Below are 15,487 nucleotides of genomic sequence, written 5' to 3'. Positions count from 1 at the left end.
ACTATCCAAGGAAATCGATGTCACTAGACACCATAGGCGGCTTTATCGGAACGCTCATCAATCCGCTAGCAAGCTGGCTCTCAGAAAAAGTTGCTGACCGCATAGGCGGCAGTGGATCACCGGTAAGACAAGTAGTCATTAAAAGTATCGCCTTCGTCCTGATCTTGATCCCCATTACGCTGCTCATAGTCGCACTGTTTGGTATGGTTATCTTCAGCTTTCAAATGCTGTCTGCAGGGTTCTGACGAAAACGATTAATTTCCCGCATCAAGCCGCATGGTGCAAAGCGCGATAGAAAAATCGGAGCGTTCAAGAAGCCACTTTTACTACCGTTATCAGGTTTAACCCTTCATCGGTCTTACTACATGCTTATGCTCCGCTCGCTTCGTCGGCTATGGCCGTTACTGCTACTACTGTGCAGCTCCCTCGTTCTGGCCCAAGAGATACTCTTGGATCATGAACGCATAGACCTGTCATCGCAGGTGGAAAGCCTGATCGATCCGGATGGAAAGCTGACATTGGAAGATGTGATGCAGCCGGAGATGACCAGCCGTTTCGAGCAAAGACCTAATGTCTTGCAAAAAATAGGCCGGAACAATACCGTCTGGTTGAGAGCCACATTGAAACCAAGCTCGACACAGTCGCAAGAATGGTGGCTGGAATTGCAAATGCCGGCAGCAGCCGAGCAAATGGCCTTCTACAACGCAAGCGATCTACAGTTCTATGCTGCCGGTAAAGATATAGCGCCCTTGCGCGCGACGGATTATCGCAATCCTATTTACAAGCTTGAATTTACCGATGGACAGGCACGCACCTTCTATATGAAGGTCCATACCGGACAAGTCATGGCCAAGGATCTTGTGCTGTGGGAACCGTCCGCCTTCACACGCGCTACGGCAAAAGAAGAATTCATCTGGGGCATACGCACCGGCATCTGCATCCTGCTGGTCTTGACCAGCCTCTGGCTTGAACGAGCCATCCGCGATGGTATATATCGTTCATTTGCCATGTACGTCTTATGCGTCATCTTCATGAACTTGCCGGCGGCAGGCTTGGTACGCGAAGCCTTCGGTGCCAATTACATGCAAATATTGAATTACATACGCTTCTTCGCACTAACGGCTGCTCTAGTAACGTCCATCGAGTTTCTGTTCCGCTTCGTCGGCATGCGCGAATTGCGCCCACGTCTGACCAATATTTATCTATGGTCTATGCGCAGCTATGCATTGGCTATCGTCGTCGTCACTTTGTCGGGTTATTTCGAAATCGGCATCAGCATGCTTTCCTTCGGCATGACTTTCATGGCTGCACCTTTGGGATTCTTGATTCTGATCAAGCATGCGCTGCGTAGCAATATGGAAGTGCGGCTACCTTTCTTCATCGCCTGCAGCACCTTGCTCGCCACCATCATGTTGCAATTCCTGGTGCTACGCGGCGTCATTCCGAATGACATTATGAGTTATTCGACAGCTGTTACCACGATGCTGGTTTTCCTGACAGTTTTCTACGCGATCACCAAGCGTTATCAACGCATGCGCGAAGCCAATGAAACGGCTCAGAATCGCATCATCGAAATGGTACGCAGCTCAGAACGCGAGTTGGAAAAACAGGTTGCCGAACGTACTCAAGCTTTATTGCTCGCGATGGAAGATGTTGAAAAAGCGCTAGCGCAGGAACGTATCGTGCACGAAGAACAGCAGCAATTCATTGCGATGGTGTCGCACGAGTTACGCACACCACTGGCCGTCATCGATGCGGCTGCGCAGAACATGACACGCGAAGGCGAGCAAGGCTCTGCCAAAGCACCCCTACGTCTGGAAAAAATTCATCGCGCAACGGAAAGACTATCGTCGCTCTTTACTCATTACCTAAGCAGCGAACGTCTGAAGATGTTCGCTCATGGCATACAGCCGGTCGATACTACTTTGCATCTGCTGTTGGAAGATGCAGTCAATATGACAAAGCCCCTTGCCGATAATCACCAATTCCTGATCGATTCAGAGGAAGTCAAAACGCCAATACGTGCGGATGCCGATATCCTGCGCCTGATCATCAGTACGCTACTTAGCAATGCCGTCAAATACACTCCCGCCGGCAGTACGGTCATCCTGCGTGCGAAGCCAGTAGCCCATGGCTGGCATATCGATGTCGCAGACAACGGCCCCGGGATTGCAGCTGATGAACGTGAGCAAATTTTCAATCGCTATTACCGTGGACGTATCTCAGCTAGCCAGGCTGGAACCGGTCTGGGCTTGACGCTGGCACGCCATTTGATCGAGCGTCATGGCGGGACGCTGGAATTGCTGGATACCGCGACTGACGGCAGTACCTTCCGTATCTTCCTGCCATCGGATAGTGTGGCTGGATCCACATATGAAAATGCCGTTACTGCACTTGCATAGATACAGTAACGGCAATACAGATGAGTCCTGGAGGGGAAATTAATCTCTGCTATATTGCAGAAATCGCTTAATCACAAGAAAGTCATATGGCGGCTCTGGAATCAATCGGCGGCTTCATTTCCAGTATGGTTAATCCACTCTCCACCTATCTGGCAGAGAGAATTGCCAATCGACTGGGCCATAGCGAAGCACCGGTTAAAGCTGTGTTGTTGCAATCCCTGATTTTCATCATCATCTTGATTCCCGTCGTACTCCTGACCATCTTCGCCATCGCACTTTGTCTACTCGGACTAAGCTGGCTGTTCTCTTTCTTCTAAAGTCAGTGCACCACGTCCGCTATGGCCGCCATGTCGTAAAACGCGTTGCTCTTTCTCTTTCGTTTCACGCAAATGTTTGAACCACCCCGGATGCGCCTGCTCGGATGACCAGACATTCAGATGCAACTGCGACAAGAAAATCGGATCAGCCAGCAAGCTATTCTTTTGACCATCGGTCAAAACGGATGCGCCATTCAACAATGCGTTCTGCACTAGCTCGGCACGCATGCGCTGCGCGATCGGCGAACGATGTGCGTGGATAGGACTACTCGCACACATCACGCCATTGAAGCGCGGATCGACCACTGCATCGATAAACGTCATTTGATGCGGCGCTGCTTTCACATGCGCGACTGTAGCCGTTAACTCAACTGGCGGTTCAGCCTCTTCCGGGATCAGGAATAATTTCTTCCGGCGGAAGCGCAAGCCGTTCACAACCTTGCTGGAATAGATCGACACTGGTATCGCTACTGCCAGCGAACCGACTATAGGCAAGAGCCACGGTAGAAAAGCCGGATTCAACCAAAAGATGATGCCGCCCCAGGTCAAACCCAACAGCGTATGAAAACCGTGCTTGCGTATCGCTTCGCCAGGACTGGTTTCTGCATCTTCACGCGGTGGTGATTTCCAGCGCAGCGCCCAGCCCATGAAGGCGGCGATGACAAAGTGCGTGTGGAACAACATGCGCACCGGTGCCAGCAACATTGAGAAAAACATTTCAATGAACATGCTGAATATCAAACGCATACTTCCACCAAACTGCTTAGCGCCCTGCATACATATCAATACAACGCTCAATATCTTAGGTAGAAATAACAAGGTCGCCGTTGCACTAAAGAGTGCGAGCGCTTTTTCCGGATGCCATTGCGGCCAAGTTGGAAACAACTGCCACGGCTCGGTGAAGTAAACCGGCTCGGCCAAAGTGTGTTGCATCAACATGCCGGTGGAAAGCAGCAGAAACAGAAACCACAAAGGTGCCGACAAATACGCCATCACACCCGTGACAAATACTGCGCGATGTACCGAATGCATGCCCTTGGACAGGAACAGACGGAAGTTCATCAAATTGCCCTGACACCAGCGACGGTCACGCTTTAATTCATCCAATAGATTCGGCGGCATTTCTTCATAGCTTCCATCCAGATCGTAGGCTATCCAGACTTTCCAGCCCGCACGTCGCATCAATGCCGCTTCGATGAAATCATGTGACAGAATCTCGCCAGCGAATGGGCCTTTACCCGGCAACAAGGACAAAGCGCAATGTTCGATGAAGGGCTTCATCCGGATGATCGCGTTATGCCCCCAGTAGTGCGACTCACCAAGTTGCCAGTAATGTAGACCGGCGGTAAACAAAGGGCCGTACACACGTGTGGAAAATTGCTGGATACGCGCATACAAGGTATCGCGACCAGCAGCACGTGGCGCAGTTTGAATAATGCCGGCATCCGGATTGGCTTCCATCGATTGCACCAGCTTGGTCAGGCAATCGCCGCTCATTACGCTATCGGCATCCAGCACCAGCATGTAACGATAATTCTTGCCCCAGCGTCGACAGAAGTCATCGATGTTGCCGCTCTTGCGCCGCACGCGACGTTGGCGACGACGATAAAAAATGCGGCCGAAACCATCGACCGCTTTGCACAACACCGCCCACGCCGCTACTTCTGCTGCGCAGATATCGCTATTGCCACTATCACTCAACACGAAAAAATCGAAGCGATCCAGCTGACCTGTTTTCTGCACCGACTCATACGTTGCACGCAAGCCGGCGAAGACACGCGTCACATCTTCATTACAGATAGGCATCACGATGGCGGTGCGCGCATCGGCGGCAATGGGACCATTCACCACTGCCGATTTTGAAATCAAATGAGGATCTTTACCGCGCGCCAGTAGAATGAAACCTGTCATCGCGGTCCAGAAACCAGCCGACACCCAGCAAAACAGCAAGGCGAACAAAGCCAGCATCGCCATCTCTAGCGGCTGCTTGCCTTGATACGGCAAGACGCTACTCATGTAATACGTTGCCAAGGCCGTTTGTCCCAACATCAGGAACAGCAAGGTCAAGCGACGTGCGCCGCCTTTGGCGGCATCATTGGCCGGTGCAGCATCCGCCACGGGCACAGTAGATGTCACTTCTGTATCTGTATTGCGGCGTCGCAGAGATTGAAACCAGCGTGTGAGCGGATTCAAGGCTCCCCACGGCTGCGGCACCATAGAGACACGATTGATCGGTGGTGCAATTTTTAATGCTGCACTTACGGCCCCGCCGAGTTCTTGCTCGGGTTCGACTGTATTGAAGGCATGCGATGCCGTACCAAGTGCCAAGCGCGCGCGCGCCGCAACGGAAGCTAACGCCGGGTTGTCTGGGTTCGCATGCTTTCCAGCCAAGGCATGATGCAAACCAGTCATGGCCTCACGCGTAGAAAAAGTCGGCGCTGCTTCAAGCTGCACCTCTATCGCTACGCGCTCAGCCTGCGGCAAAGACAGATGATCGAGATAGTGCCGACATTGCGTCGGGATGCGCGGTGCGTCCATCAATCCGCCGGCAGAATGTAACTCCACGTTTCCGATAGAGTCGTGTTGTTACTGTACAAAAATCCGCGCAGTTCTATCGGCTTCTTGTCATCTATGCGCTTGACCTTCAGTGCCGCACGCCAACCTCCGCTGACTTCGTTGCGAGAAGTCACCGATTCCAATATTTCGCCATTCGCATCGGACGATGCGCGTATATCTATTTTTGTATTCGGCGGCAGTTTCTTCAACGCCGGGCCATCAAAATCGATGAGCAGGGAAATGCTGTCATCTGCTTTATTGTTGGTATAACCGTGACCGCGCCGAGTTTGCGTCACCCAGGACAAGGGCGGACGCTGCTGCAAACTCTTGTTCCAGTACACGCGATAATCGATATTGATAGGCTCGCCCGGCTTGGGCAGCTGATCCGGCACCCAATAGGCCACGATGTTGTCGTTGGTTTCATCCGGTGTCGGTATCTGCACCAGCTCGACCCTACCGGAACCCCATTTCCCTATCGGCTCCACCCAGGCACTCGGACGCGCCTCATAACGTGCAGCCAGATCTTCATAACTGGAGTGTCTTTCATCACGCTGCATCAAGCCAAAACCAGATGGATTGCTCAAGCTATATGACGTCACCAGCAAACGCTTGGGATTAACCAATGGCCGCCATATCCATTCGCCGGTGCCGGACTGAACCGACAAACCATCCGAGTCATGCACTTCGGGACGATAGTCGTCGGACGTCGGGCGTTGATTCTCGCCGAATAAATACATGCTGGTCAGCGGTGCAACACCGAGCTTGCTGACGTTCTCACGCAGATACAACTGCGACTTCACTTCGGTCACGGTTTGTTCACCGGGTCTGACGATGAAGCGATACGCGCCGGTCACGCGACGCGAATCGAGCAAGGCATAAATCGTCAATTGCTTGCTGTTGGCCGTAGGACGTTCAACCCAGAATTCCACGAAACGCGGGAATTCTTCACCCGAATTCAATGCGGTATCGACAGCCAGGCCACGCGCAGAGAGTCCATAGACTTGTCCCTTGCCGACCGCACGCAAATAACTGGCACCGAGGAAAACCAGAAACTCATCCTTGGATTTAGGCGTATTGATCGCGTAATTCACACGGAACCCGGCAAAACCCAAATGCTTCAGATCCTGCGCACTGAGTTTATTGCCGCCGTAATTGAAGGCTCTCGGATCGAAGGGAATTGGACGTGCGCGATTGTTGCTGATTTCGTTGATGCGGACGGGACTATCGTACTGCCGACCTTGATGAAAGAAGCTGAGTTGAAACGGTAGTTTGGCAGAGCGCCAGTAAGCACTTTCAGGCTTGAATTGAATATCGTGATACTGCGCGTAGCTTAAATTCTCGAGCGCTTTGGGAATATTCTTTTGCGGGGCCTTGTAAGAAGTCGTGGCCAGCTGCTTGGCCTTTTTTGCCACATCATTGAAATCAAATGCAAGCGCATGGACACATGGAATAAACGAAAAAACCAGCACCGCGATGCGCTGAGGGGCTCGCACAAATGTAAATAAACTTCGAAACATGATTTCCAATCCAAACAAACTATCCGACCGATACCAGCTAGCAGATCCCTGCTGCAAAATGTTTGTGCAGGGTCAGGACGTGTATCGCGCTCAGTTGCAATACCCGTCGTACATTGAAAAGGCTTTACGAATTAAGCCAATATTGACCTTTCGCCCCGGATGGTTCGGGCAAAAGACGATAACTTCAGCGAAAAGTGCGTATGGCTCTACACAGACTCTTGATCTTTCTCTCGCGCATGACAGTTATGCAACAGGTCTGACTATGTAAAAAGTCGAATGGTTCCATCTTCAAATGTTTTTTTCCGGCATTTTTTCGACCTTAGGCCTGCCACACGCCATATCCCGCTTCACGCAAGGCAATACCTAACTCCACCTCCATCTCGCACGCTGCGTCATACGGCATCGGGTTGTACACCGCATACAGCTCGGGCAACAGGCGCAGGCCGAACTTTTCGACATAGCGATTACTCTGTATGCCAGCCTTGTGTTTATCGAAGCGCAGATCCGGGTCCAGCCCTGTCATGCCGACGTACACGCAAGGCTTGCCCGCGATGTAATCCGGATTTGCTTTCTTGAAGCGCGCTTCGTAAAGCACATCCGGTGATAATTCAACGACATAAACATGGTGATGGTGACGACGCGACATGGCGATGCTGGATAGTGAAACGGAAGATGCCTTCAGCATAGCAGGCCACAACATTTTCCTTCGCCTCCCTGTTATTTCGCTGCAAGTCCCATGCCACCGCGATGATTGACGCACTGCGGACGAACTATCGGTACAATTCCAGAAAAACCGCATCAACGACACTGATGAAAATTGATTGTCGTCCCACGCAGAAAGCGATGCCAATAATGAAAACAAACTATCTGCAAGAAGCCTGGTTCCTCACCAGAGATGCAGTGCAAGCCTGGATACAGGATTTCGCGCCCAGCATGGGTGCCGCGCTGGCCTACTACACCATCTTTTCCCTTGCACCAATGCTGATCATCGTGATCGCCATTGCCGGATTCTTTTTTGGACAAACCACTGCGCAGGGCGAAATCGTCATGCAATTGCGCGATATGGTGGGCGATACCGGTGCAGCCGCCGTAGAAGGCTTGCTGAAATCTGCCAGCGAACCGGGCAAAGGCATCGTCGCCGCCACGCTCGGCACCCTGACCTTGCTGATAGGTGCAACCGCCGTGTTCGGCGAATTGCAAAGCGCACTGAATCGTATCTGGAAAGTCCCGGCTGAAACAAAAGGCGGCGGCCTCTGGAAATTCCTGCGCACACGCCTGCTGTCCTTCGGCATGGTGATGGGCCTCGGCTTCATGCTCTTGATTTCACTGATCCTGAGTGCCGCGCTCGCGGCTCTGGGTCAATGGTGGGGCAATGTGCTGGGTGGCTGGACTATCGTCTTACAGGTATTGAATCTGGCTGTATCCTTCGCCGTCATCACCGGCTTGTTCGCGATGATCTATAAATTCATGCCGAGTGCTTATATTCCGTGGCGTGATGTGTGGGTCGGTGCTGTTGTGACCGCTTTGCTGTTCACGGTAGGTAAATTCCTGATCGGCCTCTATCTGGGAAAAACCAATATGGCTTCCGGCTTCGGCGCGGCCGGCTCACTGGTTGTCTTGCTCGCCTGGATTTATTATTCGGCACAGATATTCTTGCTCGGTGCGGAATTTACCTGGGTCTATGCACAACGACATGGCTCACAAGTGAAGTCCGCTGCAAACATGAGCGTAGCAACGAACAATCCCGTCTCGGAATAAAATCACTCTTTCAATGCTATAGGCTACGTAAATTCCGTAGCCTATATCTGCCCGTGCGATGAACAAGCATCGCCAAAGCTGCACTTACTTAGCAAACATGACCGACACTTCCAGCCTGCCTCAACCCTCTCGCTCGGCACGCATCGATGCCTTGCGCGGCATTGCCGTATTCGGCATCTTGCTCGTCAATGTATGGTCCTTCATCTGGGGCTTCGAGAGCTTGCGTTACGGCGTGTTGCCGGCAACTGCATCACTCTTCGATGTACTGTCCGTTGCCTTTGTTTCTTTTTTCGCAGAACAAAAGTTTTATCCGATTTTTGCCTTCCTGTTTGGTGCCAGCTTTGTATTGATTACCCGCTCGGTCAAGCAAAATCTCGGCCGCTGGAGCGATGCGGAACGACTGTACAGACGCCGACTGCGCTGGCTGCTGGTGTGCGGCATCTTGCACGGCGTACTGATCTGGTTTGGCGACATTTTGACTGTCTATGCCATTGCCGGCTTCTGGGTACTGGCGGGTCTGGCCAATGCACGTCTGCGCAAGATACGCAGTCATCTACGTATCTGGGCCTGCGTGTTTTTTGGATTTGTAATCGTCAATTTTGTGTTGAGTATTCAAGTAGTCAATCTGAATGATTTACTCGAACAGGGAAAAAGTGCTGTCTCTGCCGTTGAGTCTTCACGCGCCATTTATACCTACGGCAATTTTTTCAGCATAGCGGTACAGCGCATAAGTGATTACGTCTCCGTCACGACACAATCCTTATTTATCCTGCCGCATATCGCCGTACTGTTTTTGCTGGGCGTCATGTCGGTGCGTCGTGGCTGGCTGACACAACCGTGGCGACACACGACATTCTGGCGTCGTACGCAGTGGATAGGTTTTGCCATCGGCATACCATTCAATCTGGCTTGGGCTACATTGGTGTTATCCGAAGCTATCGATCCCTTGCATCCTTCCATCTATTCTTTCCTGATGTATGCGTGGTTGCCAATCGGCGGCTCCTGTCTGGCTGCAGCTTATGTCGCAACCGTCATGCTTGCAGGCCAGGGAGTGACGCATTTTCTGGAAAAATGGCTCGCACCGGTAGGCCGAATGGCACTGACTAACTATCTGATGCAATCGCTGATATGCAGCATTTTGATACAAGGCTTCGGTTTTGGCCTGGGTGCGAAATGGCCACCGACTGGATGGTTGGCGATTGCGTTTGGCCTCATGTTCTTGCAACTGTTGTTCAGTCGCTGGTGGCTGTCGCAATATACGCAAGGCCCGTTGGAAATGTTATCGCGGCGCTATATCAACAAGAGCGCAACAAAGGCATGACAAATTAAGTGCCATCGTTCAGATGGCAGGCAGAGAAATGCTGCGGCGCAATTTCCTTCAACAAAGGTTGCTCGACGCTGCACCGTGGCATCGCATGCGGGCAACGCGGATGGAAGTGACAACCTGAAGGCGGATGCAGCGGCGATGGGATTTCACCTTTGACGGCGACGAAGTCTATCTTCTTCACTTCCAGCTTGGGTGCGGAAGCCAGCAAGGCAACTGTGTACGGATGATTAGGTTCCGCGAACAATTCTGCCGTCGGCGACGACTCTACGATACGCCCCAGATACATGATGATGACGCGATCCGATACATGCCGCACCACGCCCAAATCGTGGCTGATGAATAGATAAGTCAGATTCAGTTCATTGCGCAATTCAATAAACAAATTCAACACTTGCGCCTGTATCGATACATCCAGTGCGGCAACCGCTTCATCACAGACCAGCAATTCCGGTTTGACTGCCAAGGCGCGTGCGATGCCTATACGCGCACGCTGGCCACCAGAGAATTGATGCGGGAAGCGTCGCACCAGCGCTGGATCGAGTCCAACCTTTTGCAATAAACCTGCGACATAGTCTTTTTGCTGCGCGGCTGTAATCATGCCGTGCGCCAGCGGTGCTTCACCGACGATGTCCTGTATGCGCATGCGCGGATTGAGCGAGGCATACGGATCCTGAAAAATCATCTGCATCGCCAATTGCTTCTGCCGTCTTTGCGCAACGCTCAATTGCGCCAGGTCTTCGCCCTGCCAGTAACGCGTACCAGACGACAGCGTATGCAAACCAACCGCCATGCGGCCCAGCGTCGATTTGCCGCAACCAGATTCGCCGACCAGACCGACCACTTCACCGGAATTGATAGACAGGTTGGCGTGATCGACCGCATGCACGACTTCTTCCGTGCGCTGGGCACCGAACAGTTTCGCCACTTTGGCGGCGGCATCGAGTGGCTTGACGAAACGTTTGCTGACGTCGCGTAGCTCCAGCAAAGGTGGGACTATCTCATCCATGCTCAACCTCGGCCACTTGCTTGATTGGATGAAAGCAACGGAATGCATGTTCGCCGTGTATCGATAACGGCGGCGTGTGTGCGCATTCTGCCGTTGCGCGTTCACAACGTGTGCGGAAGGCGCAGCCAGAAGGCAAATTCAATAAAGATGGTGTCATGCCGGGAATCTGGCGCAACGGCTCGCCGACTTTATTTCTGGATGGCGACGATGCAATCAAACCATAGGTGTAAGGATGGCGTGCCTGTTCCAATACCTGCTGCACGCTACCGCTCTCTACGATTTTCCCGGCATACATGACACACACCGCATCTGCCAGACCGGCAATCACGGATAAATCATGCGTAATCCAGATCAAAGCGGTGCCGGATTCACGACACAGCTTTTGCATCTCATACAAAATCTGTCCTTGTATAGTGACGTCGAGTGCCGTCGTCGGCTCATCGCAAATAATCAGATCAGGCTTGTTCAACAAAGCGGTCGCAATCGCAACGCGCTGACGCATGCCGCCGGAAAATTGATGCGGATACGCCTGCAAACGTTCATCCGGCGAAGCGATACCAACTCTGGCCAAGGCATCGCGTGCCATTTCTCGCGCAGCTGATTTACTCACATCTTGATGCGCCAACACTGCTTCCATCATTTGCGTATCGATGCGCAAGACTGGATTCAGCGTCATCATCGGATCTTGAAAAATCATCGCGATACGATTACCGCGCACGCGGCGCATGGCTTCCGGCGATAGATCCAGCAAGTTCTGATCTTTCAGCAGTATCTTGCCGCCTACGATCTTGCCCGGTGCGTCGATCAAACCCATGATCGAATACGCAGTCATCGATTTACCCGAACCAGACTCGCCAACCAAACCCATGATCTGTCCCGGGGCGACCGAGAAGGACACATCCTCAACCGCCTTCACCACGCCATCGCGCGCAGAAAAATGCATCTGCAGATTTTTTACGGTCAAAGTTGGAGTGGTCGTCATGGTCATTGTGTTTGCAAGCGCGGGTTCAATACATCGCGCAATTGATCGGCGACCAGATTGATCGCGACTATCGTCAATAGCAAAGCAATACCGGGGAAAACACTGATCCAATATTTGCCGGACATCATGTAGTTAAAGCCATTCGCAATCAGCAAACCGAGCGAAGGTTCGGTGACCGGCAAACCTATACCGAGAAAGGACAAGGTCGCTTCCAGCGAGATGGCGGATGCCACCTGAAGTGCCGCGATCACAATCAACGGCGGCAAGCAATTAGGCAGCAGATGATGGAAGACGATGCGGAGTGGCGATAAACCCAATCCTGTCGCAGCCTCTATATATTCCTTCTTGCGCTCGACCAGCGCGGCACTGCGCGCAGTCCTTGCGTAATACGCCCACTGCACAGCGACCAAGGCGATGATGATTTTTCCTATGCCCGGTCCCATCAAGGCCAGCAGTATCAGTGCCACCAAAATCGGTGGAAACGACAACTGGATATCGGCCACACGCATGATCAGACTTTCAATCCGACCGCCGAAGTAACCGGCAAACAAACCCAGCGTCAAACCTATCACCAACGCAATCGCCGTACTGACTACGCCAACGATGATGGAAATACGCACACCGTACAGAATCGCCGACAACATATCGCGTCCCTGCTCATCAGTCCCGAGCACATAGGTCAAGCTGTGATCAGCATTCTGCTGACCCGGCTCCAGCCGCGAATCCATAATGTCTATCTGCGATAAATCGTAAGGATTTTGCGGTGCGATGACAGGAGCGAAGATCGCCGCCAATACGATAACTATCAACAAGATGAAGCCCAGCGTCGCTACCTTGCTGGCAAAGAAATTGCGCGTAAAACGCTTGAACGGCGTTTCTATCGGTGCGGAAGTGAGCGTGCTTTCCATCATCAAGCCTTCGCATCCGACAAACGTACGCGTGGATCCAGCAACGAGTACACAACATCGACCACCAGATTGATAAAAATGAACAAGGTAACGATCAGCATCAGATAAGCGACGATCACTGGTCGATCAAGAACGCGTATCGAATCGATAATCAGCTTGCCCATGCCCGGCCATGCAAATACCGACTCAGTCACGATGGCAAAAGCGATGATGGAGCCGAACTGCAAGGCAATCACGGTAACGATAGGAATCAGAATATTTTTCAACACATGCACACCGATGATGCGGCTATTGCGCAAACCTTTGGCGCGCGCGAATTTGACGTAATCCTGCAGCAGCGCTTCCTGCGCACCGGCACGCGTCAGTCGTATCACCAATGCAATATTGAATAGCGCGAGATTAAAAGCCGGGAGCAATAAATGCTTCAAGCCATCCAGCGTCAGGAAGCTGACCGGCACACCAAATAGCAAAGTCGTCTCGCCGCGCCCGCTGGCTGGCAACCAGCCGAGCTGCACCGCGAACACCATGATCAACATCAAACCTACCCAAAACGTCGGCAGCGAAAATCCGAGTATGGAAACCGCCATGATGCTTTTACCTGTCCAACTATGCGGACGCAGACCCGCCCACAAGCCGAGTGGAATGCCCAGTACGATGGCAATTACGATGGCGCAGACGGCTAGTTCCAGCGTCGCCGGCAAGCGCTCAAGTATCAAGGCCAAAGCCGGTGTCCCGAACGCAAACGAGCGTCCGAGATCACCGCTTAATGCATGCTGGATAAAGATGAAATATTGCTGCCACAAGGGCTGGTCGAGTCCGAATGCCGCGATGGTACGCGCGCGTTCAAACTGATCGGCGTCGGGACTGAGCAGAATATCGATAGGATTGCCGATGGCGTAGACACCGACAAAGACCAATAAAGACATCACGCCCAGCACGATGATGCTTTGTCCGAGGCGGCGCAGGATGAAGTCAAACATGATGCACTCCGCTCACCAATTGGCGAGCGCAGGCTGCCAGCTTATGCAATTGCACGCGGGATTTATTCTGGGTGAAACTGATGTGCGAAGGTGAATTCATCGATACGCGCAGTGTACTTCAAGCCTTTGCGCATTGCCCAGGTTGCATATTGATGATGCAAAGGCACGACTGCGTAATCCTTCAACGCGACTGCTGCTGCATCTTTCGCAAAACCTTCGCGCTTGGCTTGATCAACTGAAGCCAGCGACGATGCAATCAATTTATCTACTGCCGGATTGCTGTATTTACCCCAGTTCCAGCTGCCCCAACCAGTATCAGGATTGGTAGTGCCAACCAGGGTGCGCAAACCGAAGTCGCCAGCCAGCGTGCCCCAGCCGAGCAAAGCGACACTGAACTCGCCAGTGCGTGCCTTGCTGAAGTAAACCGACAGCGGCAAGGTTTCCACTTTTGTTTGGATACCAATGCGATTCAAGAATTGCGCTACTGTCTGCACCACTTGCGCATCATTGATGTATCTATCGTTAGGACCATGCAAAGTCAGTGCAAAACCATTCGGATAACCGGCTTCCGCCAGCAATTTCTTCGCGCCTTCCGGATCATATGCCTCGACCTTCAAGGTATTGTTGTAGCCAAAGATGCCCGGCGAGACGATGTTAGATGCCGGTACGGCCAAGCCTTCCATAGTGCGATCAGCCAGGGCTTGGCGATTGATTGCCTTTGAAATCGCCTGACGCACACGCACATCACTCAGTGGATTGCTTGGCAATGGTTTGCCGGCTTTGTCGGTCACGTAACGCGTGCCTTTTTCGGATTGATCGATTTCCCAGAATATCGTGCGCCATGACACGCGCTGTTCGAGTCTGAATTTCGGATTGGCTTTGAGCTTGGCCAGATCGGCAGTCGGTACGCTTTCGATGGCATCAACGTCGCCGGACAACAATGCGGCCATACGTGGTGCCGAGTTGGTTATGATGCGGAAGGTGACTTTGTCCCAATCCGATTTACCGCCCCAGTAGTTAGCATTACGCGTGACTTCGATGCGATCGCCACGTTTGAAGCTGAGGAATTTATAAGGACCGGTACCGATCAAGGCTTTGCCGCTATTGAAATCGTCGGTACTGGCTTTCTCTGCTGCTTTCTTCGATACGATGAAAATTGTGCTCACGTCCAAGGCCAATGGACCATACGGCGCAGCGGTAGTCAGACGTACCGTGTACGGATCGACAATTTTCTTGGCGACGATTTGTTTTGTATAGGCAGTGAAAGGGCCGGGACTGTTGACCAGCTTGGCAGGTCTATCCAGCGAGAACACCACATCTTCGGCAGTGAAATCAGAACCGTCGTGAAACTTCACGCCATGCCGTAACTTGAATTCCCAGGTCGTTGCATCCACTGCACGCCATGAAGTTGCCAAACCCGGCACTAATTTACCGTTCGCATCTACATTAATCAGCGCATCAAAAATCTGTGAAGAGAAAGCGACGTTGGGTGCGATATTCAAATAATGCGGATCCAGCGAAGAAACGTCTGCCGCCAAACCGATTTTCAGATCAGCAGCCAGTGCAGCATGCGTGATCAGATTCGTCGAGAATGCGAGCGCGCCGACCAAAGCCAGCGTAGATAGATTTTTTCGTTTGAAGCCGAGCATATTGTTCCTCATGAGTGAATCGATGTCTCACGCAAGGATGCGCGACCAACGCTACAAGGCGATGTTAGTCACCTCGGCAGCGAAT

Annotated in this window: 13 protein-coding genes; 5 read left to right on the top strand and 8 right to left on the bottom strand. The window is 52.3% G+C overall.

The features are described from left to right. Positions 1 to 17: 17 nt before the first annotated feature. The 3 genes from AC07N2_RS05120 (at position 18) to AC07N2_RS05110 (ending at position 2,719) form a co-directional block, all read left to right on the top strand. Positions 18 to 245 carry a hypothetical protein gene (locus AC07N2_RS05120; protein ID WP_494777299.1) on the top strand — a complete coding sequence of 76 codons (228 nt, stop codon included), beginning with the start codon at positions 18 to 20 and terminating at the stop codon, positions 243 to 245. Between the two features lie 204 nt (positions 246 to 449). Continuing rightward, complete coding sequence (locus AC07N2_RS05115) at positions 450 to 2,402, top strand: sensor histidine kinase (protein ID WP_494777298.1); 1,953 nt, start codon at positions 450 to 452, stop codon at positions 2,400 to 2,402. Positions 2,403 to 2,488: 86 nt separating this feature from the next. Further along, positions 2,489 to 2,719 carry a hypothetical protein gene (locus AC07N2_RS05110; RefSeq protein ID WP_494777296.1) on the top strand — a complete coding sequence of 77 codons (231 nt, stop codon included), beginning with the start codon at positions 2,489 to 2,491 and terminating at the stop codon, positions 2,717 to 2,719. Here the strand turns inward: AC07N2_RS05110 and mdoH are convergent. The 3 genes from mdoH to AC07N2_RS05095 form a co-directional block, all read right to left on the bottom strand. Further along, positions 2,693 to 5,257 (bottom strand): glucans biosynthesis glucosyltransferase MdoH, encoded by a 2,565-nt coding sequence (mdoH, locus tag AC07N2_RS05105; RefSeq protein WP_494778118.1) that lies wholly within the window; start codon positions 5,255 to 5,257, stop codon positions 2,693 to 2,695. The genes AC07N2_RS05110 and mdoH overlap by 27 nt on opposite strands. Continuing rightward, positions 5,257 to 6,792 (bottom strand): glucan biosynthesis protein G, encoded by a 1,536-nt coding sequence (locus AC07N2_RS05100; RefSeq protein ID WP_494777295.1) that lies wholly within the window; start codon positions 6,790 to 6,792, stop codon positions 5,257 to 5,259. Before AC07N2_RS05100 ends, mdoH begins: the two co-directional genes overlap by 1 nt. A gap of 319 nt (positions 6,793 to 7,111) precedes the next feature. Continuing rightward, positions 7,112 to 7,438, bottom strand: coding sequence for a hypothetical protein (locus AC07N2_RS05095; RefSeq protein WP_494778117.1), 327 nt, complete (start codon positions 7,436 to 7,438; stop codon positions 7,112 to 7,114). Positions 7,439 to 7,644: 206 nt separating this feature from the next. On the opposite strand from AC07N2_RS05095, the gene AC07N2_RS05090 reads away from it, so the two are divergent. Together AC07N2_RS05090 and AC07N2_RS05085 are read left to right on the top strand one after the other, a co-directional pair. Continuing rightward, positions 7,645 to 8,550 (top strand): YihY/virulence factor BrkB family protein, encoded by a 906-nt coding sequence (locus tag AC07N2_RS05090; protein ID WP_494777294.1) that lies wholly within the window; start codon positions 7,645 to 7,647, stop codon positions 8,548 to 8,550. Between the two features lie 97 nt (positions 8,551 to 8,647). Then, entirely contained in the window at positions 8,648 to 9,871 is a 1,224-nt protein-coding gene (locus AC07N2_RS05085; protein WP_494777293.1) for a DUF418 domain-containing protein, read from the top strand. Between the two features lie 4 nt (positions 9,872 to 9,875). Here the strand turns inward: AC07N2_RS05085 and AC07N2_RS05080 are convergent, their stop codons facing one another. The 5 genes from AC07N2_RS05080 to AC07N2_RS05060 all read right to left on the bottom strand — a co-directional run bounded on the left by AC07N2_RS05080 (position 9,876) and on the right by AC07N2_RS05060 (position 15,402). After that, positions 9,876 to 10,883 (bottom strand): ABC transporter ATP-binding protein, encoded by a 1,008-nt coding sequence (locus AC07N2_RS05080; protein WP_494777292.1) that lies wholly within the window; start codon positions 10,881 to 10,883, stop codon positions 9,876 to 9,878. After that, positions 10,876 to 11,865 carry an ABC transporter ATP-binding protein gene (locus AC07N2_RS05075; RefSeq protein ID WP_494777291.1) on the bottom strand — a complete coding sequence of 330 codons (990 nt, stop codon included), beginning with the start codon at positions 11,863 to 11,865 and terminating at the stop codon, positions 10,876 to 10,878. Before AC07N2_RS05075 ends, AC07N2_RS05080 begins: the two co-directional genes overlap by 8 nt. A 2-nt stretch (positions 11,866 to 11,867) precedes the next feature. Next, positions 11,868 to 12,776, bottom strand: coding sequence for an ABC transporter permease (locus tag AC07N2_RS05070; RefSeq protein ID WP_494777290.1), 909 nt, complete (start codon positions 12,774 to 12,776; stop codon positions 11,868 to 11,870). Continuing rightward, positions 12,776 to 13,753 (bottom strand): ABC transporter permease, encoded by a 978-nt coding sequence (locus AC07N2_RS05065; protein WP_494777289.1) that lies wholly within the window; start codon positions 13,751 to 13,753, stop codon positions 12,776 to 12,778. The genes AC07N2_RS05070 and AC07N2_RS05065 overlap by 1 nt, the downstream gene beginning before the upstream one ends. A gap of 62 nt (positions 13,754 to 13,815) precedes the next feature. Then, a complete protein-coding gene (locus AC07N2_RS05060) occupies positions 13,816 to 15,402 on the bottom strand; it encodes an ABC transporter substrate-binding protein (protein WP_494778116.1) in 1,587 nt (528 codons plus the stop codon). Between the last annotated feature and the right edge of the window lie 85 nt (positions 15,403 to 15,487).

The sequence above is a fragment of the Herminiimonas sp. GW821-FHT09C12 genome, from assembly GCF_059416385.1.
Note: the sequence above shows the minus strand (reverse complement) of the source record. Positions and strands in the feature narration are given on the sequence as shown.